The sequence below is a fragment of the Micromonospora mangrovicola genome, assembly GCF_047200535.1.
GTDB lineage: Bacteria > Actinomycetota > Actinomycetes > Mycobacteriales > Micromonosporaceae > Micromonospora.
On record NZ_JBJZOG010000006.1, the window covers coordinates 56,728 to 80,547 of the forward strand.

26 protein-coding genes and 1 pseudogene are annotated in these 23,820 nt (G+C 74.0%); 13 read left to right on the forward strand and 14 right to left on the reverse strand.

Going from position 1 to position 23,820, the window contains the following annotated elements:
• Positions 1-121: 121 nt before the first annotated feature.
• Positions 122-1,180: an aldo/keto reductase gene (locus ACL02O_RS04220; RefSeq protein WP_412816605.1), complete on the reverse strand. Its 1,059-nt coding sequence runs from the start codon at positions 1,178-1,180 to the stop codon at positions 122-124.
• 101 nt (positions 1,181-1,281) lie between these two features.
• On the opposite strand from ACL02O_RS04220, the gene ACL02O_RS04225 reads away from it, so the two are divergent.
• A complete protein-coding gene (locus tag ACL02O_RS04225; RefSeq protein ID WP_412816606.1) occupies positions 1,282-1,818 on the forward strand; it encodes a hypothetical protein in 537 nt (178 codons plus the stop codon).
• A 26-nt stretch (positions 1,819-1,844) separates the two neighbouring features.
• On the opposite strand, the gene ACL02O_RS04230 is transcribed toward ACL02O_RS04225, so the two are convergent.
• The gene (locus tag ACL02O_RS04230) at positions 1,845-2,402 is read right to left on the reverse strand and encodes an HIT family protein (protein WP_412816607.1); all 558 of its coding nucleotides are present in this window, start codon (positions 2,400-2,402) and stop codon (positions 1,845-1,847) included.
• Positions 2,403-2,743: 341 nt separating this feature from the next.
• A complete protein-coding gene (gene thrS / locus ACL02O_RS04235; RefSeq protein WP_412816608.1) occupies positions 2,744-4,756 on the reverse strand; it encodes a threonine--tRNA ligase in 2,013 nt (670 codons plus the stop codon).
• 220 nt (positions 4,757-4,976) lie between these two features.
• Between thrS and ACL02O_RS04240 the strand changes: the two are divergent.
• Positions 4,977-5,480: pseudogene (locus tag ACL02O_RS04240) on the forward strand (DUF1775 domain-containing protein); the annotation flags it as partial.
• Between the two features lie 428 nt (positions 5,481-5,908).
• On the opposite strand, the gene ACL02O_RS04245 reads toward ACL02O_RS04240, so the two are convergent.
• Positions 5,909-6,835 carry an ADP-ribosylglycohydrolase family protein gene (locus ACL02O_RS04245; protein WP_412816609.1) on the reverse strand — a complete coding sequence of 309 codons (927 nt, stop codon included), beginning with the start codon at positions 6,833-6,835 and terminating at the stop codon, positions 5,909-5,911.
• A 73-nt stretch (positions 6,836-6,908) separates the two neighbouring features.
• On the opposite strand from ACL02O_RS04245, the gene ACL02O_RS04250 reads away from it, so the two are divergent.
• The 3 genes from ACL02O_RS04250 to ACL02O_RS04260 all read left to right on the forward strand — a co-directional run bounded on the left by ACL02O_RS04250 (position 6,909) and on the right by ACL02O_RS04260 (position 9,542).
• Complete coding sequence (locus ACL02O_RS04250; RefSeq protein ID WP_089155714.1) at positions 6,909-7,598, forward strand: response regulator transcription factor; 690 nt, start codon at positions 6,909-6,911, stop codon at positions 7,596-7,598.
• A 29-nt stretch (positions 7,599-7,627) separates the two neighbouring features.
• Entirely contained in the window at positions 7,628-9,019 is a 1,392-nt protein-coding gene (locus ACL02O_RS04255) for a HAMP domain-containing sensor histidine kinase (RefSeq protein WP_412816610.1), read from the forward strand.
• A gap of 235 nt (positions 9,020-9,254) precedes the next feature.
• Positions 9,255-9,542: a hypothetical protein gene (locus tag ACL02O_RS04260; protein ID WP_412816611.1), complete on the forward strand. Its 288-nt coding sequence runs from the start codon at positions 9,255-9,257 to the stop codon at positions 9,540-9,542.
• Here the strand turns inward: ACL02O_RS04260 and ACL02O_RS04265 are convergent.
• Both ACL02O_RS04265 and ACL02O_RS04270 read right to left on the reverse strand, forming a co-directional pair.
• A complete protein-coding gene (locus ACL02O_RS04265) occupies positions 9,499-10,524 on the reverse strand; it encodes an adenosine deaminase (RefSeq protein ID WP_412816612.1) in 1,026 nt (341 codons plus the stop codon). The two genes, ACL02O_RS04260 and ACL02O_RS04265, sit on opposite strands and share 44 nt — an antisense overlap.
• Positions 10,521-11,315 (reverse strand): trans-aconitate 2-methyltransferase, encoded by a 795-nt coding sequence (locus ACL02O_RS04270; protein WP_412816613.1) that lies wholly within the window; start codon positions 11,313-11,315, stop codon positions 10,521-10,523. The genes ACL02O_RS04265 and ACL02O_RS04270 overlap by 4 nt, the downstream gene beginning before the upstream one ends.
• Before the next feature lie 84 nt (positions 11,316-11,399).
• Between ACL02O_RS04270 and ACL02O_RS04275 the strand changes: the two genes are divergently transcribed.
• Positions 11,400-12,383, forward strand: coding sequence for an aldo/keto reductase (locus tag ACL02O_RS04275; protein ID WP_412816614.1), 984 nt, complete (start codon positions 11,400-11,402; stop codon positions 12,381-12,383).
• A 91-nt stretch (positions 12,384-12,474) separates the two neighbouring features.
• Positions 12,475-12,672: a hypothetical protein gene (locus ACL02O_RS04280; protein ID WP_412816615.1), complete on the forward strand. Its 198-nt coding sequence runs from the start codon at positions 12,475-12,477 to the stop codon at positions 12,670-12,672.
• A 105-nt stretch (positions 12,673-12,777) separates the two neighbouring features.
• Here the strand turns inward: ACL02O_RS04280 and ACL02O_RS04285 are convergent, their stop codons facing one another.
• The 7 genes from ACL02O_RS04285 to ACL02O_RS04315 all read right to left on the reverse strand — a co-directional run bounded on the left by ACL02O_RS04285 (position 12,778) and on the right by ACL02O_RS04315 (position 17,149).
• Positions 12,778-12,981 (reverse strand): cold-shock protein, encoded by a 204-nt coding sequence (locus ACL02O_RS04285; protein ID WP_007075740.1) that lies wholly within the window; start codon positions 12,979-12,981, stop codon positions 12,778-12,780.
• Positions 12,982-13,270: 289 nt separating this feature from the next.
• Complete coding sequence (locus ACL02O_RS04290) at positions 13,271-13,543, reverse strand: DUF4235 domain-containing protein (protein WP_412816616.1); 273 nt, start codon at positions 13,541-13,543, stop codon at positions 13,271-13,273.
• The gene (locus ACL02O_RS04295; protein ID WP_412816617.1) at positions 13,540-13,881 is read right to left on the reverse strand and encodes a DUF3618 domain-containing protein; all 342 of its coding nucleotides are present in this window, start codon (positions 13,879-13,881) and stop codon (positions 13,540-13,542) included. The genes ACL02O_RS04290 and ACL02O_RS04295 overlap by 4 nt, the downstream gene beginning before the upstream one ends.
• Positions 13,878-14,312: a phage holin family protein gene (locus ACL02O_RS04300; RefSeq protein ID WP_412816618.1), complete on the reverse strand. Its 435-nt coding sequence runs from the start codon at positions 14,310-14,312 to the stop codon at positions 13,878-13,880. The genes ACL02O_RS04295 and ACL02O_RS04300 overlap by 4 nt, the downstream gene beginning before the upstream one ends.
• 311 nt (positions 14,313-14,623) lie before the next feature.
• The gene (locus ACL02O_RS04305; RefSeq protein ID WP_412816619.1) at positions 14,624-15,820 is read right to left on the reverse strand and encodes a mechanosensitive ion channel family protein; all 1,197 of its coding nucleotides are present in this window, start codon (positions 15,818-15,820) and stop codon (positions 14,624-14,626) included.
• 79 nt (positions 15,821-15,899) lie between these two features.
• A complete protein-coding gene (locus ACL02O_RS04310) occupies positions 15,900-16,724 on the reverse strand; it encodes a DUF1206 domain-containing protein (RefSeq protein ID WP_412816620.1) in 825 nt (274 codons plus the stop codon).
• A gap of 59 nt (positions 16,725-16,783) precedes the next feature.
• Positions 16,784-17,149, reverse strand: coding sequence for a hypothetical protein (locus ACL02O_RS04315; protein ID WP_412816621.1), 366 nt, complete (start codon positions 17,147-17,149; stop codon positions 16,784-16,786).
• Between the two features lie 74 nt (positions 17,150-17,223).
• On the opposite strand from ACL02O_RS04315, the gene ACL02O_RS04320 reads away from it, so the two are divergent.
• A complete protein-coding gene (locus ACL02O_RS04320) occupies positions 17,224-18,450 on the forward strand; it encodes a cysteine desulfurase-like protein (protein ID WP_412816622.1) in 1,227 nt (408 codons plus the stop codon).
• Positions 18,447-18,734, forward strand: coding sequence for a GNAT family N-acetyltransferase (locus tag ACL02O_RS04325; RefSeq protein ID WP_412816623.1), 288 nt, complete (start codon positions 18,447-18,449; stop codon positions 18,732-18,734). Before ACL02O_RS04320 ends, ACL02O_RS04325 begins: the two co-directional genes overlap by 4 nt.
• A 64-nt stretch (positions 18,735-18,798) precedes the next feature.
• Here ACL02O_RS04325 and ACL02O_RS04330 read toward each other — a convergent pair whose 3' ends face one another.
• Positions 18,799-20,298, reverse strand: a complete 1,500-nt coding sequence (locus tag ACL02O_RS04330) for a glycoside hydrolase family 3 N-terminal domain-containing protein (RefSeq protein ID WP_412816624.1) — start codon at positions 20,296-20,298, stop codon at positions 18,799-18,801.
• Positions 20,299-20,434: 136 nt separating this feature from the next.
• On the opposite strand from ACL02O_RS04330, the gene ACL02O_RS04335 reads away from it, so the two are divergent.
• The 4 genes from ACL02O_RS04335 (at position 20,435) to ACL02O_RS04350 (ending at position 23,764) form a co-directional block, all read left to right on the forward strand.
• Positions 20,435-20,557, forward strand: coding sequence for a hypothetical protein (locus ACL02O_RS04335; RefSeq protein WP_255352235.1), 123 nt, complete (start codon positions 20,435-20,437; stop codon positions 20,555-20,557).
• A gap of 69 nt (positions 20,558-20,626) precedes the next feature.
• Entirely contained in the window at positions 20,627-21,577 is a 951-nt protein-coding gene (locus ACL02O_RS04340; RefSeq protein WP_412816625.1) for a TIGR03557 family F420-dependent LLM class oxidoreductase, read from the forward strand.
• A 175-nt stretch (positions 21,578-21,752) separates the two neighbouring features.
• Positions 21,753-22,085: a hypothetical protein gene (locus ACL02O_RS04345; protein WP_412816626.1), complete on the forward strand. Its 333-nt coding sequence runs from the start codon at positions 21,753-21,755 to the stop codon at positions 22,083-22,085.
• Positions 22,086-22,132: 47 nt separating this feature from the next.
• Positions 22,133-23,764 (forward strand): RecQ family ATP-dependent DNA helicase, encoded by a 1,632-nt coding sequence (locus ACL02O_RS04350; protein WP_412816627.1) that lies wholly within the window; start codon positions 22,133-22,135, stop codon positions 23,762-23,764.
• Positions 23,765-23,820 lie beyond the last annotated feature (56 nt).

The following is a 23,820-nucleotide window of genomic DNA, read 5'->3' on the forward strand; positions in this document are numbered from 1 at the left end:
GAAATAGTGGTCTCCGCAGCGCGGGAGGCCACTATTTCCGTGAATCAGCGCGGATTGGGCGACGCGGCGCGGCGTGGGCGGCGCGGCGTGGGCGGCGCGGCGTGGGGTGGGAGCGTGGGTGTCAGGGGCGGGCGGCGGGGACGGGGGGCATCGGCCAGTGGGGGCGGTCGGCGTCGCGGAGGGCGGCCGACCGGAGGGCGGCGAGCTGGCGTTCCACCTCGGCGAACTGGTCGGGAGCGAGCGGGCCCCGGCGCAGGGCCGCGGCGTTCTCCTCGACCTGGGCGACCGTACGCGCCCCCGGGATCGGCACGGTCCGCCCGCTGCGCGCCCAGATCCAGCCGAGCGCGCCCTGGGCGAGCGTCCGGCCGTCGGCGGTCAGCGCACCCCGCACGGCGGCCACCCGACGCAGCCACTCCGGCGCCGGCCGGCCACTGCGGAACCACTCCAGCCAGGTCGGCGCGGTGCCCCGGACGTCGTCGCGCGGCAGCGTGGACTCCGGGGTGTACTTGCCGGTCAACAGGCCCATCCCGAGCGGCCCGCGGGCGATGCTGGCCAGCTCGTGCTTGTCGCAGACGGCCAGCATGGCCGGGGCGTCGCGAAGCACCGACAGCCCGTGCTGCACGGCGGTGGCTCCCCGGGCGACCTGGGCGAACGCGCCCGCCCGGTCGGCCCGGTCAGTGCTCCAGCCGTACGCCCGGACGAGCCCGTCGGCGACCAGTTCCTCCAGGGTCCCGATCAGCGCCTCGGCGCGCGGCACCGGGAGGTCGCCGAGGTGCAGCTGGTAGAGGTCGATCCGGTCGGTGTCCAGCCGGCGCAGCGAGTCGGTGACCGCCCGCCGCAGGTATCCGGGCGAGGCGTCCTCCCCGGTGGCCTGCCGGGCGGCCTCGTCGAAGGTGTAGCCCCACTTGGTGGCGATGACCGCCTCGTCGCGGCGGCCGGCGAGCGCCCGGCCGAGGATCCGCTCGCCGTGTCCGGCCCCGTACGTGTCGGCGGTGTCGAACAGGGTCACCCCCAGGTCGAGCGCGCGGCGGACGGCCCGCACCGACTCCTCGTCGTCGACCGCACCCCAGCCCAGCGGCCGGTTCCCCTCGGCCCACGGCCCACCGATCGCCCAGCACCCCATGCCGAGGGCGCTGACCTCGATGCCGCTGCGGCCCAACGGCCGTGTGCTGACTGCCATCGCCGCATCCTGCCACTTCGAGCACACTTGAGGGGAAGGAAGTCACGACGCGTGCAGCCCGCACGCACGGTCGGTCGGCGGCCCGGATCGGCGGAGGAACGATGAGCACCACGGCGGACGAGATCGAACGGGCGGCCGAGGTACGACCGGTGCCCCGCTGGGTGGCGCCGACCTTCGTGGCGCTGGCCCTGCTCACCCTGCCCTGGATCGGGTACCTGGCGGTGACCCTGCCCCGGCACACCGTGACCGTGCACTACCGGGCCGCCTGGGTCGGCTTCGACCTGGGCCTGGTGGCCATGCTCGGGCTGACCGCCTGGTACGCGTACCGGGGCGGGCGCCAGGTGGTGCTCGCCGCCGCCGGCACCGCGACGATGCTGGCGGTGGACGCCTGGTTCGACGTGGTCACCACCCCCCGCGGCCCGGACCTGGTGGTGTCGGTGCTGCTGGCCGGGCTGGTCGAGCTGCCGCTCGCCGTGGTCTGCCTCTGGATCGCCCGGCACGGCGATCGGATGGTCGCCCGCCGGCTGCGCCAGCTCGCCGTCCGCGCCCAGCTCGCGACCGACCGGGCCGACTCGGCCCAGCGCACCGCCGCCACCGCCCGCCGGCGGCTGGCCCGGGTCCGGGGCCGGCTGCGCTGAGGGGGCGGGCCCGGGAGCGGGCCGGGTCAGGCCGGCCAGGCCTTGGCGAGCAGGTCGCGGGTGTCCGCGAGCAGCTGCGGCAGCACCTTCGTGCGGCCGATCACCGGCATGAAGTTGGCGTCCCCGCCCCAGCGCGGCACCACGTGCTGGTGCAGGTGCGCGGCGATGCCGGCGCCGGCCACGCCGCCCTGGTTCATCCCCAGGTTGAAGCCGTGCGCGTTGGAGACGTGACGGATCACCCGCATTGCGCCCTTGGTGAACGAGGCCAGCTCGGCGGTCTCCGGGGCGTCCAGCTCCGTGTAGTCGGCGACGTGCCGGTACGGGCAGATCAGCAGGTGACCCGGGTTGTACGGGTAGAGGTTGAGCACCGCGTAGACGTGCTCGCCGCGGGCGACGACGAGGCTCTCGTCCGGCGGCAGGCCCGGGGCGCGGCAGAACGGGCAGCCGGTGGGCTTCTCGTAGCCGCCCTCGGGGCGGTCCTCCCCCGAGATGTAGGTCATCCGGTGCGGCGTCCAGAGCCGTTCCAGCCCGTCCGCCAGACCGTCGTCGGTGCCGTTCTCGAAGTGTCGATCCGCCCCAGTCACATCGCAGATCCTACGGTCACCGGACCGCGCCCCACCCGTCCGCACCGGCCGGCCCGGCGCGCCGGGCCGGCCGGGCCGCCTCGTCGGGGGCCGGTTGCGGCCGGTCGGGGCGGGTGCCCGGCGGGAGCCCGGTCGGCGGGGCGGCGCCCATGGCCGGGACGCCGGAGCCGGCCCCGGGACGTCGCCAAACGCTGCGGAGCTGATGTCGCACCCGACCCGGGCGGCCGCACCCGTTCCCGGCCGGGGGCGGCAGCCGGGCGGTGGTCCGCCGGACCGGTCCGGGAACGCGACACGGCGGCGTCCGGTCGCCCGGAACGCCGCCGTGTCGACAGGTCGGACGGTCAGCTCTCCGCCGACGGCCCCGCGTTGGTCCGCGAGGTGACCACGTCGACCACGTGGGCCACCGCCTCGGCCATCGGTACGCCGTTGCGCTGCGACCCGTCCCGGTAGCGGAAGGAGACCGTGCCGGCGGCCACGTCGTCGTCCCCGGCGATCACCATGAACGGGATCTTCTGCTGCTGGGCGTTGCGGATCTTCTTCTGCATCCGGTCGTCGCCCGCGTCCACGTCGGCCCGGATCCCCTGCTTGCGCAGCGTGGTGACGAAGTCCTGCAGGTAGTCGGTGTGGTCCTCGCGGATCGGGATGCCGACCACCTGCACCGGGGCGAGCCAGGCCGGGAACGCGCCGGCGTAGTGCTCGGTGAGCACGCCGATGAAGCGCTCGATCGACCCGAACTTCGCACAGTGGATCATGACCGGCTGCTGCCGGCTGCCGTCGGCCGCCTGGTACTCCAGCCCGAAGCCCTTCGGCTGGTTGAAGTCGTACTGGATGGTCGACATCTGCCAGGTACGGCCGATCGCGTCCTTGGCCTGCACGGAGATCTTCGGGCCGTAGAAGGCCGCGCCGCCCGGGTCGGGGACGAGGTCGAGCCCGGTCTCCCGCGCGCACTGCTCCAGCACGGCGGTCGCCGTCGCCCAGTCCTCGTCCGTGCCGACGAACTTGTCCGGCTTGGCGTCGTCGCGGGTCGACAGCTCCAGGTAGAAGTCGTCGATGCCGAAGTCCCGCAGCAGGCTGAGCACGAAGCCGAGCAGGTGCTTGATCTCGGCCGGCGCCTGCTCCCGGGTGCAGTAGGAGTGCGAGTCGTCCTGGGTGAAGCCGCGCACCCGGGTCAGCCCGTGGATCACGCCGGACTTCTCGTACCGGTAGACCGACCCGAACTCGAACAGCCGCATCGGCAGCTCACGGTAGGACCGCCCGCGCGACCGGTAGATCAGGTTGTGCATCGGGCAGTTCATCGCCTTGAGGTAGTAGTCGCTGCCCTCCATCTCCATCGGCGGGAACATCGTGTCCTTGTAGTAAGGCAGGTGTCCCGAGGTGTGGAAGAGACCTTCCTTGGAGATGTGCGGCGACCCGACGTACTGGAAGCCCTCCTCGATGTGGCGGGTGCGGACGTAGTCCTCCATGACCCGCTTGAGCACGCCGCCCTTGGGGTGGAAGACCGCCAGGCCGGAGCCGATCTCGTCGGGGAAGCTGAACAGGTCCAGGTCCGCGCCGAGCTTGCGGTGGTCGCGCCGGGCCGCCTCCTCCAGCAGCTTCAGGTACGCCTTGAGCTCGTCCCGGGTCGGCCACGCGGTGCCGTAGACCCGCTGCAGCTGCGGGTTCTTCTCCGACCCCCGCCAGTACGCGGCGGCCGAGCGCATCAGCTTGAACGCGCCGATCAGCCGGGTGTTCGACAGGTGCGGGCCACGGCACAGGTCCGACCAGCAGACCTTGTCCTCGTTCGCGGCGAGGTTGTCGTAGATGGTCAGCTCGCCGCCGCCCACCTCCATCACCTCGGAGGAGTCCAGCCCCTCCCCCTTGACGTCGATCAGCTCCAGCTTGAACGGCTCGGCGGCCAGCTCGGTCTTCGCCTCGTCCAGGCTGGTGAAGCGCCGCCGGCGGAACCGCTGACCGGACTTGATGATCTCCTGCATCCGCTTCTCGAGCTTCGCCAGGTCGTCCGGTTGGAACGGCTTGTCGACCTGGAAGTCGTAGTAGAAGCCGTTCTCGATCGGCGGCCCGATGCCGAGCTTGGCCTCCGGGAAGACGTCCTGCACGGCCTGGGCGAGCACGTGCGCGGTCGAGTGGCGCAACACGTTGAGCCCGTCCGGGGAGTCCATGCTGACCGGCTCGACGCTGATCTCCTCGGCCGGCTTCCAGTCCAGGTCACGCAGCTGGCCGAGCGGGTCACGGACCACCACGACGGCCTTCGGGCCGGTCATGGGCAGTCCGGCCGCGGCCACCGCGTCGGCCGCCGTCGTCCCGGCGGCGACGACAACTTGGTCGGCCACGACGGGGGTACGGGGTGCGGACACGGTGACTCCTGTCGTCGATGGGTATCGGATGTGCCGGGTACCGGCCCCTGCGATGCTATCGGTCGCCCGTCCCGCACCGTCGGCGACGCCGTGCCGTCCCGATCGGTGGCCGCGGCGAATTCCGTCCCGCGTTGAACCTTTCCGCGCCCCGGCCCGAACTACCGGATGTGGCCGGAGCCGGTGCCGGCCCGCGTCGAGACGGATGGGGGCGACCATGGGGATGACCCGTCGGGGTCGGTGGTGGGTGGCGGCGCTGGTGGCCGCCACGGTGGGGGCGACGGCCTGGCCCGGCGCCGCCGGCGCGGCGGAGGTGACGGTCACCACCACCTCCCCGGGCCAGGCGCACCAGGGCGACGCTATCGAGCTGGCCGTGGTGCTGCCCGAGGAACGGCCCGGCAGCCGGACCACCCGGATCGAACTGCGGATGCCGCCGGACGCGCCGATCGGGGAGGTCTATCCCCTCTCGGTGCCCGACTGGGCCCCGAGCATCAGCACCCGCACCCTCGACCAGCCGGTCGCCGGCATCCACATCTCCGAGCTGAGCGAGGTGACCGACGCGGTGACCTGGATCCGGATGCCGGGGGCGACGGGGCCGGCCCGCCTGCCGTTGGCCATGGGCCCGATGCCGGCCACCGACCGGCTCACCTTCCAGGTGATCCAGACGTACGCCGACGGCACCGTGGTGCGCTGGGTCGACCCGCCGGGCGGCGCGCACCCGGCTCCGGCCGTGGCCCTGCTGCCGCCCGTGCCGAACGCGGGCGGGCACGCCGGGCACGGCGGGGGCGTGGTCGAGGGGGCGGCCGATGTCGCCGGGCCGGCGGCGGAACCGGACGGCGGGGACGGCCCGAGCGCCGACCTGCTGCTCGGTGGCGGGCTGCTGGCCGGGCTCGCCGGCGGCGCGGCGCTGGGCTGGCTGTTCAGCCGCCGGCGGCGCGGCGTCCTCGCGCTGCCCGCGGACGACGCCCCCGCCGAGGACGAGCGGGCCCCCGCCGAGGGGGCCGGGCCGGCCGACTCCGAGGATCCTCACCCCGCCCGGGGCGACACCGGAGAACCCGTCCTCACGGTCGAGGACCCGACCCGCGTCGCCGTCACCCGCCGACCACCCGCGCCGGGACGGGCCGCGCCGATCCGGGGCGGCGGAGCGGGTGCGGCTCAGGCGTGGGTGGGGAGCCAGCCGGGGAGCGGCTCGCGGGCGGCGAGCCAGCCGTCCGGGACGCCGCCGACCGTACCGACCCCGGTGTACGCGGCGACCACCCCGCCGACGATCGCCGCGGTGGTGTCCACGTCCCCGCCGGCCGCCACGCAGGCCCGGATCGCGCCCGGATAGTCGTCGAGATGGGTGGCGGCGGCCCAGAGGGTGAACGGGACGGTGTCCTGCGCGGTCACCCGGGCGCCGTTGCCGAGCGCGGCGGCGGCCTCCTCGGCCGGATGCCCGAGCAGCGTGGCGGCCCGCCGGAGGCCCCGGTGCACCGCGCCGGCCGGGTCGAGGACGCCGGCCACCGCGTCGAGCAGCCGGGCCGGGTCGGGGCGGCCACCGTCGAGCCGGGCCCGGGCCGCGAGGGAGCCGGCGACCGCCACGGCGACCGCCCCGGCGATGCCCTCCGGGTGGGCGTGGGTCACCTCGGCGGCGGCGCGGGCCTGGCCGGCGGCGCGCCGGGTCGAGTCGGCGTACCAGGCGCCGAGCGGGGCGACCCGCATGGCGGCGCCGTTGCCGCAGGAGCCCTGCCCGTCGAACGCGGCGGCGGCGGCCACCGGCCACGGCGTGCCGGTCCGGATCAGCTCCAGCAGCTCGACGGCACCCGCGCCGTAGCGCCGGGCGGGGTCGTAGCGGTCGGCGAAGGCGGCGGCCAGCGCGTCCCGGTCGATCTTCCCGGCCCCGGTCAGCACGGCCACGACAGAGCAGGCCATCTCGGTGTCGTCGCTCCACGGCCACGGGCCCGGGGGAAGGTCGTCACGCCAGGGCGCCACCGGCCGGCCGGGGACGAAGAACCGGGAGCCGAGGGCGTCGCCGACCGAGAGGCCGGCGAGCGAGTCGCGGGCGAGCGTGAACCGGGTGTCGGGGAAGAGGGTGAACGTCATCGTCGTCCCAGCTTGCCCGGTTGCCAGGAGTGCCGCAACGCGATCGACTTGCCACGCCGAGTACGGTGCTGACGTGGCAACCGTCCTCCTGGTCGAAGACGATCACGTCGTACGCGGCGCGATGCTGCGGTCCCTCACCGACCGGGGACACGCCGTGCACGCCGTCGGCACGGCGCTGGACGCGCTGCGCCGGGTGGCCGCCGAGACCCCCGATCTGGTCGTGCTCGACCTGGGCCTGCCCGACCTGGACGGCTCCGACGCGCTGCGCATGCTGCGGGGCATCACCGACGTACCGATCATCATCGCCACCGCGCGCGACGACGAGCAGTCGGTGGTCCGGCTGCTGCGGGCCGGCGCCGACGACTACATGGTGAAGCCGTTCACCGGCGCGCACCTGGACGCCCGGATCACCACGGTGCTGCGCCGGGCCGGCCGGGCCAGCCGCACCGTGCAGCCGGCCGTGCACACGGTGGGCGGGCTGCGGGTGGACGTCGGCGAGCGCAGCGCGGTGCTGGACGGCGAGCCGCTGGCGCTGACCCGCAAGGAATTCGACCTGCTGGCGTATCTCGCCGCGCGTCCCGGCCGGGTAGTGTCCCGGCGGGAACTCTTGGAGGAGGTATGGCGCCAGCCTTCGGTCGGCGAGGACCAGACCATCGACGTTCATCTGTACTGGCTGCGTCGCAAAATGGGCGAGTCCGCGGCGAAGCCGCGCTACCTGCGCACCGTGCGGGGGGTCGGCTTCCGACTGGTGGCGCCGGACTGAGGTCGGCGCTGGCCTGGCTCACGGCCGGCATGTGCAGCCTGGTCGCGCTCGCCTTCCTCATCCCGCTCGGGATGAGCCTGGGTGACCAGGCACGGGACGAGAAGCTGGCCGACGCCGCCCGGCGTGCCGCCCTGGTCACCGGCGCCCTCGCGGTCAGCACCGATCCGGCGGTCGTCCGGCGCGCGGTGGCGGCCAGCGGGGGCGACCCGGCGCTGCGGCCGGTCGTGCACGGCGTCGGGACCGACGAGTCCGGCGGCCGGGCCGACGCGGCGGCGCTGGCCCGGGCCGAGGCCGAGCGGCACTCCCTGGTCACCGACGTGCCCGGCGGCGTGCTCCGGCTGGACCCGGTGGTGCTGGGCGACAAGGTCGCCGTGGTGGAGGTCTTCGTCCCCGACCGGGTGCTCGACGAGCACGCCGGCAGGCGGTGGCTGCTGCTGCTCACCGTGGCCGTGGCCCTGGTCGGGGCCACGGTGATCGTGGTCGACCGGGTCGCCGCCCGCGCCGTGGACGCCACCGGCGACCTGGTCAAGGCGGCGCTCGCGGTCGGCGACGGCGACCTGGCCGTACGGGTCGAGCCGACCGGCCCACGGGAGCTGGCCGAGGTCGGCCACGCCTTCAACCGGATGGCCGAGCACCTGGTCGCGCTCCGCGCCGACGAGCGGGAGCTGGTCGCGGACCTCTCCCACCGGCTGCGTACCCCGCTGACCGCGTTGCGGCTCGACGCCGAGGCGCTGGAGTCCGACGACACCAGCATCGGCACCTTCAGCGAGGCGGAGCTGGACCGCCGCCGGGGCATCCGCCGGATCCGGCAGGCCATCGTCACCCTGGAGGGCGAGGTCGATCAGCTGATCAAGACCACCCGCAAGGCGGTCGGCCAGGAGACGGGGCCGGCGAGCTGCGACGTCAGCGAGGTGGTCCGGGACCGGATGGTCTTCTGGTCGGCCCTGGCGGGCGATCAGAACCGGGCGCACCGGGTGATCGGCGCGCAGCTGCGCATCCCGGCACCGGTGCCCCGGGCCGAGCTGGCCGCCGCGCTGGACGCGGTGATCGGCAACGTCTTCCGCTACACCCCGCAGGGCACCGCGTTCGAGGTGGCGGTGAGCCGGCGGGACGGCTGGGTGGCGATCCGGGTCGACGACGCCGGCCCGGGCATCGCCAACCCCGACCGGGCGCTGCGCCGGGGCGCCAGCGACCAGGGCTCCACCGGCCTGGGACTGGACATCGCCAAGCGGGTCGCGTTGCAGGCCAACGGGTCGGTCAGCATCGACCGGGCCCGGCTGGGCGGGGCCAGCGTGGTGATGCTGCTGGCCGACCCCGAGGCGATCCCCCGGCAGGTCAACCGGTTCGGGCTGGTCGGCCGGATGGCCCGGGACGCACGGGAGCAGAAGAGCAGCGCCCGGCGGTGGCCGCGGCCGCGCTGAGGGCCCTGGCTGTGGGCCGACGCAAGTCTTCCTTAGATAAGGGTTAACGACGGCCGTGCGGGCGCACCGGGCTGTCAGGATCGGACCGAACCCATCAGTTCCATCGGCCGGAACGCCCCGTAACACCATCCGGTCGGTGGAGCCGTGCGCGCGGCGGGAGTCGGTCCCCCCACACCTCACTCCCGTCGCGCGCCGCTCCCCCGTCGAGCCGCACCCCGGGCGTGAGGTGACCGTGATGACGCCGACCGCGGGCCGCCTGCTCCGCTGGGCCGCCGTACTCGGGGTGGGTATCACCCTCACCCTCGCCGCCTGGCAGGACCCGGTGCTCGCGTACGGGCCCGGACGTCCCAACCCCGGCGTGCCCGCCCTCGAGGTCGGGCCGGCCGCCGCGGTCGCCGCGCTGGCCGGTTACGCGCTGACCCGGTCCGGGTGGCACCGGCCGCCGCGGGTGTCACGGCGACCGGTGCCGTCCCGTCCGGTCAGCGTGTCGCGGCCGCCAGATAGGCGTCGATCTCGCCGCTGAGCCGGGCCTGCTCCGCCGGCTCCAGGAACGACGCGGTGACCGCGTCCCGGGCCAGCGCGGCCAGCCCTTCCGGGCCGAGGTCGAGCAGCCGGGCCGCCACCGCGTACTCCTCGTTGAGCGTGGTGCCGAACATCGGCGGGTCGTCGGAGTTGATGGTGACCAGCAGCCCGGCCTCGACGAGCTGCCGCAGCGGGTGCTCCTCGATGGTGGCCACCGCCCGGGTGCGGACGTTGGAGGTGGGGCAGACCTCCAGCGGGATCCGCCGCTCGGCGAGGTGGGTGAGTAGCTCCGGGTCGAAAGCGGCGGCGATGCCGTGGCCGATCCGTTCGGCGCCCAGCTCGCGCAGCGCGTCCCAGATGGTCTCCGGGCCGGTGGTCTCGCCGGCGTGCGGCACCGAGCGCAGGCCGGCCGCCCGGGCCTGGTCGAAGTAGGGCTTGAACTGCGGCCGGGGCACCCCGATCTCGGGGCCGCCCAGCCCGAAGCTGACCAGCCCGCCCGGCCGCTCCTGCAGGGCGATCCGCAGGGTCTCCTCGGCCGCCGGCAGGCCGGCCTCACCCGGGATGTCGAAGCACCAGCGCAGCGCGATGCCGAAGTCCGCCTCGGCCCGTTTGCGGGCGTCCTCGATCGCCTCGCAGAATGCCGGCGCGGGAATGCCGCGGTGCACGTGGGAGTACGGCGTGACGGTCAGCTCCGCGTACCGGACCTGCTGCCGGGCCAGCTCCCGGGCCACCTCGTGGGTGAGCAGCCAGACGTCGTCGGCGTCCCGGATCAGATCCACGACGCTCAGGTAGACCTCGATGAAGTGGGCGAAGTCGCGGAACGCGAAGTAGTCGGCGAGCGCCTCCGGGTCGGCGGGCACCGGGCTGCGCCCCTCGTGCCGGGCGGCGAGCTCGGCGACGATCCGGGGCGAGGCGGAGCCGACGTGGTGCACGTGCAGCTCCACCTTGGGCAGTCCGGCGATGAAGGTGGGCAGGTCGGTCACAGCTTCTCCTCTGCGCGGGCGCCGGTACGGGCCACCACGAAGATCCGGCGGAACGGGAAGTACACCTGACCCTGCCGCGCCGGGTACGCCTGCGCGAGGCGTACCCCCAGCTCAGCGCGGAAGTCCGCCCAGCCGGCGGCGTCCAGCGCGGCCCGGACCGGGCGCAGGGCGGTCCCCTCCATCCAGGCCAGCACCGGGTGGTCCGCGGCGGCGGCGGCCGGAAGCAGGTGCACGTAGGTAGTCTCCCAGGCGTCGACCGCGCAGCCGGCACCGACCAGCAGCGCGGCGTAGTCGACCGGGTCGTCCACGGGCGCCTCGCGCAGCAGCGGGGCGAGGGTGCCGCGCCACCGGTCCCGCCCGGCGACCTCGCGCAGCGCCCGGTGGGACGGGGCGGCGAAGTTCCCCGGCACCTGGAACGCCAGCCACGCCCCCGGGGGCAGCTCCGCAGCCCAGCGGCTGAGCAGTGCCTGGTGGCCGGGCACCCATTGCAGCACCGCGTTGCTGACCAGCACGTCTACGTCCGCCGCCGGGTGCCAGGACCGCACGTCCCCGACGGCGAAGTCGACCGGGGCGGCCAGGGCGGTCGCCCGGTCGACCATCTCCGGGGACGAGTCGATGCCGCTCACCCGGGCCTGCGGCCAGCGGTTGGTGAGGGTGGCGGTCAGGGTGCCGGGGCCGCAGCCGAGGTCCACCACCGCCCTCGGCCGCCGCGTCGGGATCCGGGCGACGAGGTCGTGGAAGGGCCGTGAGCGCTCGTCGCCGTAGCGCAGATAGGTGGTCGGGTCCCACATGGCAATCTCCAAACCGTACGTACGTCTTGTTAAACGGTACGGCCCGACGCGCCGGTCAGCAAGGGGATCACTAGGCTCGGACCCGTGGAACAACGCAGCTTCGACCGGCTCGGCCGGCACGTCGGCAGCATCGGACTCGGCGCCTGGCAGCTCGGCGCCGACTGGGGTGAGGTCAGCGAGAGTGCGGCCCTGGACGTTCTGGCCGCCGCCGTCGGGGCCGGGGTCACCTTCCTGGACACCGCCGACGTGTACGGCGACGGTCGCAGCGAGCGGCTGATCGGCCGGTTCCTGCGCGAACACCCGGGGCACGGGCTCACCGTCGCCACCAAGATGGGCCGGCGGGTGCCGCAGACGCCGGCGGCGTACACCCTGGACAACTTCCGGGCCTGGACCGACCGCTCCCGGGCCAACCTCGGGGTGGACACCCTCGACCTGGTGCAGCTGCACTGCCCGCCCACCCCGGTCTTCGCCGACGACCGGGTCTTCGACGCCCTCGACACCCTGGTCGCCGAGCGGCGGATGGCCGGCTACGGGGTCAGCGTGGAAACCTGCGACCATGCGCTGACCGCCATCGCCCGCCCCGGGGTGGCCAGCGTGCAGATCATCCTCAACGCGGTCCGGCACAAGCCCCTGGAGCGGGTGCTGCCCGCCGCGGCCGCGGCCGGGGTCGGCATCATCGCCCGGGTGCCGCTGGCCAGCGGTCTGCTCTCCGGCCGCTACGACGAGCACACCACGTTCCCGGCCAACGACCACCGGAACTTCAACCGGCACGGCGAGTCCTTCGACGTCGGCGAGACCTTTTCCGGCGTCGACTACGACCTCGGCCTGGCCGCCGTGCGCCGGCTCGCCCCGCTGGTCGGCGGCGACCGCACCATGGCCCAGTTCGCGCTGCGCTGGATCCTCGACCAGCCCGGCGTCACCGTGGTCATCCCCGGTGCCCGCGACGCCGAGCAGGCCCGGCGCAACGCCGCCGCGGCCGACCTGCCGCCGCTCGACGAGGCGGAGCTGGCCGCCGTCCGCGCGACGTACGACGAGCTGATCCGGCCGCAGGTGCACGACCGGTGGTGACCCCGGCCCGCCGGCCCTGCGGCGCGCCGTCGCCGGAGGCCGGCGCCGGCGGGCATGCTGGAGTCGGACGGGCGTCGTCGGAGGGGGAACGATGAGGGGCTGGTTCCGGCTCACCGTGGGACTGCTGGCCGTCGTGCTGGGCGCCCTCTGGACCGTGCAGGGGCTGGGCTACGTGGACGGCAGTGTGATGACCGGCGAACGGATCTGGGCGGTGATCGGTCCGGTTCTCGTCCTGATCGGACTCCTGGCGCTCTGGTACGGCATGCGGGCCCGTCGCAAGCGGGGCTGAAGCCGGAGCCGCCGAATTCGAAAGTGGTCCACGAATACGGAAAGCCCCGCATCCCGAGAACGGGACACGGGGCTTCGTGCCGGCCGGCGTGGCCGGCTCGGTAGCTCAGATGGGGCGGACCTGCTCGGCCTGCGGACCCTTCTGACCCTGGGCGATCTCGAACTCCACCCGCTGGTTCTCCTCCAGCGTGCGGTAGCCGCTGGTCTGGATGGCCGAGAAGTGGACGAACACGTCAGCACCCCCGCCGTCGACGGTGATGAAGCCGAAGCCCTTGTCAGCGTTGAACCACTTCACGGTTCCCTGCGCCATGTGTATCTCCTTCTAAAACTGGCGGCCGAGCACGCCGTGCGGCCGATTGGCCGTTTTCGAGCAGCGGCGCCTGAGGCGGCCCCCGGTGAAGGAGACTTCTCTCAACCCACGCGTCTCTCAACAGCGTGAGACAGCAAACCACGTACGCAAAAACTCTGCACAGCCTACCCGACGAAATTCTCCGACATGTGACCTGACGGTTGCGGCAGACCCACTGGGCGGACCGAACGGGCCATGCGAATGGCCCCCTTCCCGGATACCGGAAAGGGGGCCGACGCGCTGTCGGAGATCAGTCGGGCCAGTGGCCGGTGAGCCGACGAACACCGACCGCGCCGCCCCGGTCCACGGCGGCCCGGACGACCGCGAAGATGGCCCCCTGCAACGCCGCGGCGGCCAGCACCTCACCCCAGCCACGGTCCTCGTCGGTGGCGCTGGGCGCGTCGCCGTCGCCGGCCGTGACCTTCCAGACCTGCCGGAAGATCGCCCCGGCGACCGTGCCGGCGGCCAGCCCGAGCAGCACCCCGACGGGCTTGTACGCGGCCTTGCCGATTCTGCTGCTCACCTGCGCCTCCCCCGGACGATCAGCAGCACCACCGCGGTGGCCACCGCGCCGGCCGCGACGGCCGCCCACGGCAGCGGGCTGCGCCCGATCGCCCCACTCTTCTCGTAAGCTTGCGCCCGCGCCAGCCGGGCCCGCTGCGCCGCCTGGCCGCGCATTCGGGCCACGGTCGCCGCGGCCTGCTCGCGCATCCGCACCTTCGCCTGCTCGGCGGAGTGCCGGAGCAGGGCCTTCGGGTCGGCCCGGGCGGCCAGCAACTCCATCGTCTCACCCAGTTCCACCCGGGTCCGGCGAATCTCCTCGCGGAGCGCCGCCACGTCCCCGGTCCCGTTACCGGTCATGCCCGCCTCCCGTCCTTCACCGCGGCGGTGACGGTGTCCACGTCCGCCCGGACGCTGCGAACCGTCGCCTCCGGCACCGGCGGAACGGCACGGCTGACCTGTTGCTTGCCGACCAGCGCGAAGATCCCGGCGAGCAGGAAGAGCGCCACCGCCACGATCAGGGCGGCCAGCCAGGCGGGCATCACCAGCGCCAGCAGCAGGATCACCGTGGCGACCAACGCGCCGGCGCCGTAGAGGGCCATCACCCCGCCGCCGCCGAACAGACCGATCCCGATGCCCGCGTGCTTGCCCTTCTGGGCCAGTTCCGCCCGGGCCAGCGCCAGTTCGTCCCGTACCAGGCGGGAGACCTGCTCGGTGGCCCGCTGCACCAGTTCGGCGGTGGAGGGCTCGTTCCCGGTCCGGGACGTGCTGCGACTCGCGACGTCAGCCATGCTGTCCTCCTTTCATCATCACCGCGCTGTATGCCCGGAGTCGCCGCCCGTCAATCCTGCGCGGAACGGCCGGCCGGCCCGGCCATGCGCCACCGTGCGCCCGGCCCGCCCGCAGGCGGGCCGGAGCCGGCGCGTGCGCAGCAGGTCCCCCGGAACGGGCGGAACAAACCCGGCGGAGCCGAGATGTCCGGCCGCCGGGATTTTTCGTCCCACAGGTGCAACGGGTACACCCCGCTCCTGGTCACCCGGCGGCGGACGCGAACAGCCCCCGGCCGCCCAGAGGCGGCCGGGGGCTGTTCGCCAGCACGGGGTCAGCGGCGGGCTTCGGCGGGCTCGTCCGGGCCGACGAAGACCTCGCTGCGGGCCTCCCCGTCGTCGCTGCCGCCGAAGACGCGCGCGTCGTCGGGAATGTCCGTGTCGGGCCGCCGGCGGACGGTCCGGCGCGGCACCATCACCTGCCAGGGCAGCGGCCCGGCGGCATCGCCCACCTCGGCGCGCATCCGGGGCAGCGCGGTCGGCCGCTGGTCGCGGATCCAGGCCACCAACTGCTCGCGGACCAGGCAGCGCAGGTCCCAGAGGCTGCCGGCGTCGGCGGCGCTGACCACCGCCCGAACCTTGACCATGCCGCCGGTGGCGTCGGTCACCTGGAGCACGCACACCCGGCCGTCCCACAGGTCGGTGCCCTCGCAGAGCCGGCGCAGCTCCTCCCGCATCGCCTGCACCGGGACAGCCCAGTCGACGTCGAGTTCGGCGGTGCCGAGCACCGCCGCCTCGGTGCGGGTCCAGTTCTGGAACGGGGTGCTGGTGAAGTACGAGGTGGGCAGGATCAGTCGCCGGTCGTCCCAGATCTGAACCACCACGTAGCTGAGGGTCAGCTCCTCGATCCGGCCCCACTCCCCCTCCACCACGACCACGTCGTCGAGGCGTACCGCGTCGCTGAAGGCGAGCTGGAGGCCGGCGAAGACGTTGCCGAGCAGGCTCTGCGCCGCGAGGGCGGCGACCACACCGACCACACCGGCGCTGGTCAGCACGCCGGCGCCGATACCGCGTACGGCGGGGAAGGTCATCAGCATCACACCGAGGGCGAGCACCACGATCACCGCGATGGTCAGCCGGCGCAGCAGCACCACCTGGGTACGCACCCGGCGGGCGTGCCGGTTGTTCGGCACGTCCACCCGGAACCGGGCCAGCGCGGTGTCCTCGATCACCACCAGCAGGGAGGCGACCAGCCAGGCGATGGTCGCGACGACGCCGAGCACCAGGATGTGCAGCACCGTCTTACGAAACGGCGTGCCGACCGCGTAGCCCGTGCTGTACCGGACCGCGAACTGGACCGCGAGCACCGTCGCGGCCACCTGGAACGAGCGGTGCGCGTGCTCGGTGAGCTCGGTCATCAGCACCGAACGGCGCCCCAACCGTCGGGTGACGCGGTGCACCACCTCCACCACCACAAGCGCGATCGCCGCCGCGGCGAGCGCGGCGACGATCGTCACGAGGTACCTCTGCACGCGTTGCTTCCTCCTCCGAGCTGTCAGCCTTGATCAGGCAAAGGCCCAATGGTGCCTGGCAACCCCGGAATCGGCCAGCTCAGGCCTTGCGGTAGCGGGACTGGAGGAAGCAGTAGAGGCCGAACGCGGCGATGCCGAGCGCCATCAGGGTCAGCAGCACCGGCCCGTACGACTGGTCGCGCAGGGTCCGCAACGCGGCGTCCAGGCCCCGGGCCTTGTCCGGGTCGTACTTGGCGGCGGCGACGATGATCAACAGGCCGGCGATCGCGAATACGGAGCCGCGGGCTGCGTAGCCGACCATGCCGAGGCGGCGGGCCAGGGTGCGCGTCTTCGGGCTCATCTCACCGGTGCGGAGGTTCTTCAGGAACTTCTTCTTGAGCCCGTAGATGACCATGCCGATGCCGAAGGCGGCGATGGCCAGGCCGATCAGGCCCACCAGCCAGCGCCCGCCGGGGGAGCTCATCAGCTTGCCGGTGAGCGCCTCCTGCTTCGCGGCGCTGTTCGACGCGGCGTCCTGGAAGACCTTCACCGCCGTCCAGGCGAGCCAGAGGTAGATGACCGTCCGGAATCCGGAGGCGATCCGCTCGAAGATCCGCTTTCGGCCGTGCTTGTCGCGGTGCCCGAAGGCCGCCTCGAGCCCCTGCCAGATCGCCATGGCGAGCAGGCCGACCGCGATCGCGATCAGGAGGAACTTGCCGAGCGGCTCGCCGGCTAGGGTGCGCAACGCACCGGTCTGGTTGCCCTCCTTGCCCGACGACTTGCCGAACGCGATCTGCAGCGCCAGCCAGGCGAAGAGGAGGTGGACGATCCCGTAGCCGATGAAACCGGCCCGGGCCAACAGTTCGAGCCACCTGCTGTTCGCGGCCTGGGCGGCGGTGGCTCCGGCGTTCCGGGTGAGAGACATGGCGCCACAATCTCCCGATGCGAAGATTTCCAAACGTCGGCCGCCGCCCAGCCTGCGGATCAGCCGTTGCGGTCGTGCGCCACGCGGAGGACCACCTGCTGGTCGGTGACGCTGTCCAGGCTCACCTGGAAGCCGCCCACCTCGGTGGCCTGCTGGCCGACCGTGAGCGAGAGCTGCTCCCCGGCGACCTCGACGGTCACCTGGTCGCCCTGGGCGCCGACCAGCTTCGCCTCGACACCGAGAATGGTGGCGCTGGCGTCCACGCCCCGGTCGAAGGTCACCGTGCAGGCGTTCAGGCCGCAGTCGGTGGCGGCGCCCTCCGAGCTGCAACCGGCCAGCAGCGCGGCGCCGAGGGCGAGGCCGGCGAGCAGGCCGGCGGCGCGACGGACGGGGGTCTGCGAGGGGGTAACGCGTCGGTTCGTCACCCGGGCAAGGGTACGAGACGCCGGTCACGCCGCCGTCTCCCGGTGATCACCGGGCGGCACGTTAGGGTCCCGGCATGCCCTTCGACATCGCCCGGACCCGGGCCGCGTACCCCGCCCTGGCCGAGGGTTTCGTCCATCTCGACGGGGCCGGCGGCACCCAGACCGCCCAGCCGGTCATCGACGCGGTCGGCGCCGCGATGTCCACCGCGATCGGCAACCGGAGCAGCGCCTTCGAGCCCGGCCGGCGGTCGCTGGACCTGGTGGCCGCCGCCCGCTCGGCGGTGGCCGACCTGCTCGGCACCCAGCCCGACGGCGTGGTGCTCGGGCCGAGCGCCACCGCGCTGACGTACACCCTGGCCCGGACGCTCGGCGCGACCTGGCGGCCGGGCGACGACGTGGTGGTCTCGCGGCTGGACCACGACGCCAACGTGCGGCCGTGGGTACAGGCGGCCGAGGCCGCCGGCGCGACCGTGCGCTGGGCGGAGTTCGACCCGGCGACCGGCGAGCTGCCCGCCGGCCAGTACGCGGACCTGGTCGGCGAGCGCACCCGGCTGGTGGCGGTGACCGCCGGCAGCAACGCGATCGGCACCGCGCCGGACGTCGCGGCGATCGCCAAGACCGCGCACGCCGCCGGCGCGCTGGTCTGCGTGGACGGGGTGCACGCCGTGCCGCACGGCCCCACCGACCTGGCCTCGCTGGGCGCGGACTTCCTGGTCACCAGCGCGTACAAGTGGTCGGGGCCGCACCTGGCGGCGATGGTCGCCGACCCGACCCGCTGGGCGGCGCTGCGCCCGGCGAAGCTGCTCCCCTCCTCCGACGCGGTCCCGGACCGGTTCGAGTACGGCACGCCGAGCTTCCCGATGCTGGCCGGGGTGGCCGCCGCGGTGGACCACCTGGCCACCCTCGATCCGGCGGCGACCGGCAGCCGCCGGGAGCGGGTCCGGGCCGGGCTGGCCGCCGCTCAGGCGCACGAGGAGGCCGTCTTCGACCGACTCCTCACCGGGCTGGCCGAAAACCCGGCCGTCACCGTGTACGGCTCCCCGGCCCGGCGCTGGCCCACGGTGTCGTTCCGGGTCGCCGGCCTGACCCCGGCGCAGACCGCGGCGGCGCTGGGCGCGGCCGGCTGCTGCCTCTCCGCCGGCGACTACTACGCCTACGAGTACTTCCGCACGATGGGGCTGCGGGACAGCGGCGGAGCGGTACGGGCCAGCGTCTACCACTACAACACGGTCGAGGAGGTGGACCGGTTGCTGGCCGAACTGGACCGGCTGGCTGGTGGCCGGGAGAGAATGGCGCGGTGAGCTTCCTGGTCGAGGAGAACCCCGCCAAGCACCGGTTCGAGATCCTGGTCGACGACGCGCTGGCCGGGTTCTCCGCGTACCTGCCGCGGGGCGAGGTGCTGGTCTTCACCCACACCGAGGTGGACGAGCGCTACCAGCGCATGGGCGTGGGCGCGGCGCTGATCCAGGCCACCCTCGACCAGATCCGCGCCCGCGGCGGCCGGGTGGTGCCGAGGTGCCCGTCCATGGCCGCGTTCATCGAGCGGCACCCGGACTACGCCGACCTGGTGGTCCCGGAGCCCTGAGGCAGGCCCCGACCGGCCGGTCGCGTCCAGGCGGCCCGGCCGCGACGTGGGCGGCGCCCGACCGTCAGCGGGCGCCGGCGAGGAGTTCGGCGGCGGCCTGCGCGGCGGCCCGGGTGGCTCCGTGGGTGGCCAGGTGCACCGCGCCGGTGACCAGCACGGGCACGCCCAGCTCGACCACCACCGCGTCCGGCCGGGCGGCGAGGGCGCGGGTGACCGCCGCCCGCATCCAGTCGTGGCGGTGCAGGTCGCGCACCACCAGCACCAGAGGGCGGCCGGCCGATCCGGCCACCGGGTCGGCCGGGACCTCGCCCTCGGCGTACCGGGCGGCGCTGGTGCCGGGCACCAGGTCGGCCAGCGGCGCGGCGAGCCCCCACGGGGTCTCCTCGCCGATCGCGATGTTGCGGGGCGGAGCGAACTCCACCACGTGCGCCGGGCCGGCCAGCGGCAGCCGCCCGGCCCCGGCGGCCACGTGCACCGCTCGGCGGGCGGCGGCCAGGCCGACCGCGGAGCCGTCGTCGTTCCGGATCCGGGCCGGCCGGTCGGCCCGCGCGGCGGCGCTCCACGCGGCGAGCTGACCGACCCGCTTGGCCGCCTCGGCCAGCCGCTCCTCGGGCAGTTCCCCGGCGACCACCGCGGCGACGATCGCGTCGCGCAGCTGCACCGCGTCGGCCTCGATGGCCCGTTCGCCGCCCACGCAGATCGCGTCCGCGCCGGCGGCGAGGGCACGCACCGCCGCGCCGGTGAAGCCGTACCGGTCGGCGACCGCCCGCATCTCCACCGCGTCGGTCACCACCACCCCGTGGAAGCCCAGCTCGTCCCGGAGCAGCCCGCCGAGGATGCGCGGGCTGAGCGTGGCCGGCAGCTCCGGGTCGAGCGCCGGCACCAGCAGGTGTCCGGTCATCACCGCCTGCACCCCGGCAGCCACCGCGGCCCGGAACGGGGCCAGCTCGACGGCGTCCAGCCGGGCCCGGTCGCCGCCGATGCGGGGCAGGTCGTGGTGGGAGTCGACCCGGGTGTCCCCGTGGCCGGGGAAGTGCTTTGCGCAGGCAGCCACCCCGCCGGCCTGGAGCCCGCGTACCCAGGCGGCGGTGTGCCGGGCCACCAGGGCCGGGTCGGGGCCGAACGACCGCACCCCGATCACCGGGTTGGCCGGGTTGGAGTTGACGTCGGCGTCCGGGGCGTAGTCGAGGGTCACACCGAGGTCGGCCAGCTCGACGCCGAGGTCGCGGGCCACCTCCTCGGTCAGCCGCTCGTCGTCGACCGCGCCGAGGGCGAAGTTGCCGGGCCGGGAGCTGCCCCGGGCCGACTCGATGCGGGTGACGTCTCCGGCCTCCTCGTCGATCGCGACGACCACGTCGGGCCGCTCGGCCCGCAGCGCCGCGGTGAGCGCCGCGAGCTGGTCGTGGTCGACGACGTTGCGGGCGAACAGGACCACCGAGCCGAGCCCCTCGCCGAGCCACCGGCAGACCCAGTCCGGCGGGGCGGTGCCGACGAACCCGGGTTGCAGGACGGCAGCGGCCAGGGCCGCCAGGTCCGGGCTCGCTCCCACGATCCGCTCGCTCATGCGCTGTCGTACCCCCGTCTCCCCACGACCCGCCGCCCCGGCGGTGCAGACATGGTCACACTCGCGTCCCTAAATAGTCAACATTCCTAACTGTTAGCTGCTGGCGGACCGGGCACCGCAATGGGAGAGTGCGACCATGCACCCCGCGCTGCTCGCCGACGCCACCACCGCCGCCGACATCCCGGGCGTACGCCTGCTCGGCCTGGTGGTCGGGGGCCTGTTCCTGCTGATCGCCATCCGCGCGATGTTCCGCCGCTGACCACGCGTTCGGACCGCTTCCGGCGGGGTACGGCGCTCGTTGTCCGAACCGTGGCGGCGAGGGGGAAGCGTGAAGATCGGCTACTTTCTGTCCAGCGAGGAGTACCCGCCGGCGGAACTGCTGGCGCAGGCCAGCGGCGCGGAACGGGCCGGCTTCGAGGCCCTGTGGATCTCCGACCACTACCACCCCTGGGTCGACGCGCAGGGCCAGAGCCCCTTCGTCTGGTCCACCATCGGCGCGCTCAGCCAGGTCTGCCGGCTGCCGGTGACCACCGCGGTCACCTGTCCCACCATGCGCATCCACCCGGCGGTGATCGCCCAGGCCGCGGCCACCAGCGCCGTGCTGCACGAGGGCCGGTTCGGGCTCGGCGTGGGCACCGGCGAGGCGCTCAACGAGCACATCCTCGGCGCCGTCTGGCCGCAGACCGACGTCCGCCTGGAGATGCTCGAGGAGGCCGTCGGGGTGATCCGCGAGCTGTGGCGCGGAGACTTCGTCAACCACCACGGGAAGCACTACACCGTCGAGCACGCCCGGATCTACACCCGACCCGACACACCCCCGCCGATCCACGTCTCCGGCTTCGGTCCGAAGTCGATCGAGCTGGCCGCCCGGATCGGTGACGGCTACGTGAGCACGGTGCCGGACGCCGAGATGGTCCGCCGGTTCCGGGACGCCGGCGGCGGCGACAAGCCGTGCCAGGCCGGCTTCAAGGCGGCGTACGCCGACAGCGAGGACGCGGGCGCGCTGATCGCGTACCAGAAGTGGCCCAACGCCGGGGTGCCGGGCGAGCTGTCCCAGGTGCTTCCCTCGCCACGCCACTTCGAGCAGGCCGCGCAGCTGATCGGGCCGGACATGATGAAGGAGTCGTTCGTCTGCGGCAACAGCGTCGACGCGCACCTGGAAATGATCGACCGGTACGCGCGGGCCGGCTTCGACGAGGTCTACGTGGCGAACACCGGGCCGCACTGGCCGGGCCTGTTCGACCTCTACCGGCGCGAGGTCCTGCCCCGGCTGCGCTGACCGCTCAGCCGGCGCCGAGCGCCCGCCGCAACCGCTCGTCCCCGACCGGGCTGCCGAGCGCGGCCCGCTCCTCGGGACGGTCGACGGAGCACCGCAGCACGACGGCGCAGCAGCGCAATCACCGCGTCGCGAATGCGGCGGTGCCGTCGGTACGGTGCTCCCCGGAGGTGGCGGCATGACCGACACGACGACGACCGTGACAGCACCACCGCAGCGGTCCCTGGCCGTGGCACTGGCCGGGTTCCTGCCCGCGGTGCTGCTCAACGCGGTGCCGCCGCTGCTCATCCTGCTCTATGTCCGCAGCTTCACCGCGACCGCGAGCCCGGACAGCGGGTTCAACGTGTTCACCCTCGGGGCGGCGGCCTTCCTGCTCGTGGACGCCGCGCTGCTGCTCCTCGCGCTGGTGGGCCTGTTCCGGCCGGCGGCGCGCCCGTGTGCGGCGGGGTACCTCGTCGGCGTCTTCGCGGTCGTCATCACCCTGGTGGCGGTCGCGCCGTTCGTGGGCTGAGCCGCCCCGGTTTCGGCGGTGATCGCCGGGGGTACCTGCGGCCACTGATGAGACTGACGACGCACTCCACGACGTTGCGCCGCGCGGCGCGCAGCCTCTTCGGCTGGACCACGCTGCGGCCCAACCAACTCGCCGCCATGCGGGCGGTCATGAGGCGACGCGACGCCCTGGTGGTCCTGCCCACCGGCGCCGGCAAATCGGCGATCTACCAGATCCCGGCCAGCCTGATCCCCGGCCCCACGGTCGTCATCTCCCCGCTGCTGGCGCTTCAGCAGGACCAGATCGCCGCGCTCAACGAACGGCAGCGCCCCGAGCTGCGGGCGGTGCGGATCAGCTCCGACGAGACCGCCGCGCAGCAGGCCGAGGCGATCGAGGAGATCCGCCGGGGCCGGGCCGAGTTCCTCTTCATCACCCCGGAGGCGCTGAGCAACCCGGACCGGCTGGCCGAGGTCCGCTCGCTGAAGCCGGCCCTGGTGGCGATCGACGAGGCGCACTGCATCTCCGCCTGGGGGCACGACTTCCGCCCTGACTACCTGGCGCTCGGGCACCTGATCGAGGGCATCGGCCGGCCGCCCGTGGTGGCCCTGACCGCCACCGCCTCCCCGCCGGTACGCGACGACATCATCGCCCGGCTCCGGCTGCGCGACCCCGAGGTGGTGGTCTCCGGGCTGGACCGGCCGAACCTCTTCCTCGAGGTGGCGCACTGCCCGACCGACGACTACCGGTGGCGGCGGCTGACCGCGCTGCTCCGCGACGACGAGCGCCCCGGGATCATCTACGTGCCGACCCGGCGGGCCGCCGAGGAACTGGCCGGACGGCTGACCGACGCCTGCTTCCCCGCGCAGTACTACCACGGCGGCATGCCGACCGCCGCCCGTCACGAGCTGCACGAGGCGTTCCTCGCCGACCAGGTGCCGATCATGGTGGCGACCTCGGCCTTCGGCATGGGCATCGACAAACCCAACATCGCCTGGGTGGCGCACATGGCACTGCCCGACTCCCCGGACAGCTACTTCCAGGAGATCGGTCGCGCCGGCCGGGACGGCCAGCCGGCCCGGGTGCTGCTGCTGTGGCGCGCCGAGGACGTCGGCCTGCAGCGCTACTTCACCGGCGGCCTGCCCGACGAGCAGGAACTGCGGGAGCTCGCCGCGCTGCTGCGCAAGCAGCCGCGGAGCAAGAAGGAACTGCGTGAGCTGACCGGCCTCGGCCCGCGCAAGCTCGGCCAGTACCTGTCCCTGCTGGAGCAGGTGAGCGCCGCCGAGCCGCGCGCCCGCCAGCGCATCGGCGCCCCCCGGTACGCCCCGCCGGCCGCCGATTCCGGCCGGGCGGCGCTCGCCGAGGCGGAACGGCAGCAGGCCGTCACCCGGTCCCGTACCGACATGATGCGCGCCTTTGCCGAGACCACCGGCTGCCGCGGCCAGGCGCTGCTGGCGTACTTCGGCGAGCAGATGCACGAGGTCTGCGGGCACTGCGACAACTGCCACGCCGGCACCAGCGTCGCCGACGACCGGGCGGTCGGGCCGTTCCCGGTGCACAGCCAGGTACGGCACCCGGAATGGGGCGCCGGCCTGGTGCTGAGCTACGAGGAGGACCGGATGACGGTGCTCTTCGACGAGGTCGGCTACAAGACGCTGTCGGTGCGCGTGGTGTCCGAACAGGGCCTGCTCGCGCTCGACTAGCCTGACCCGGGCACCGGGACGGTGCCCGTCGACAACGACCACCACGGCGAAAGGGG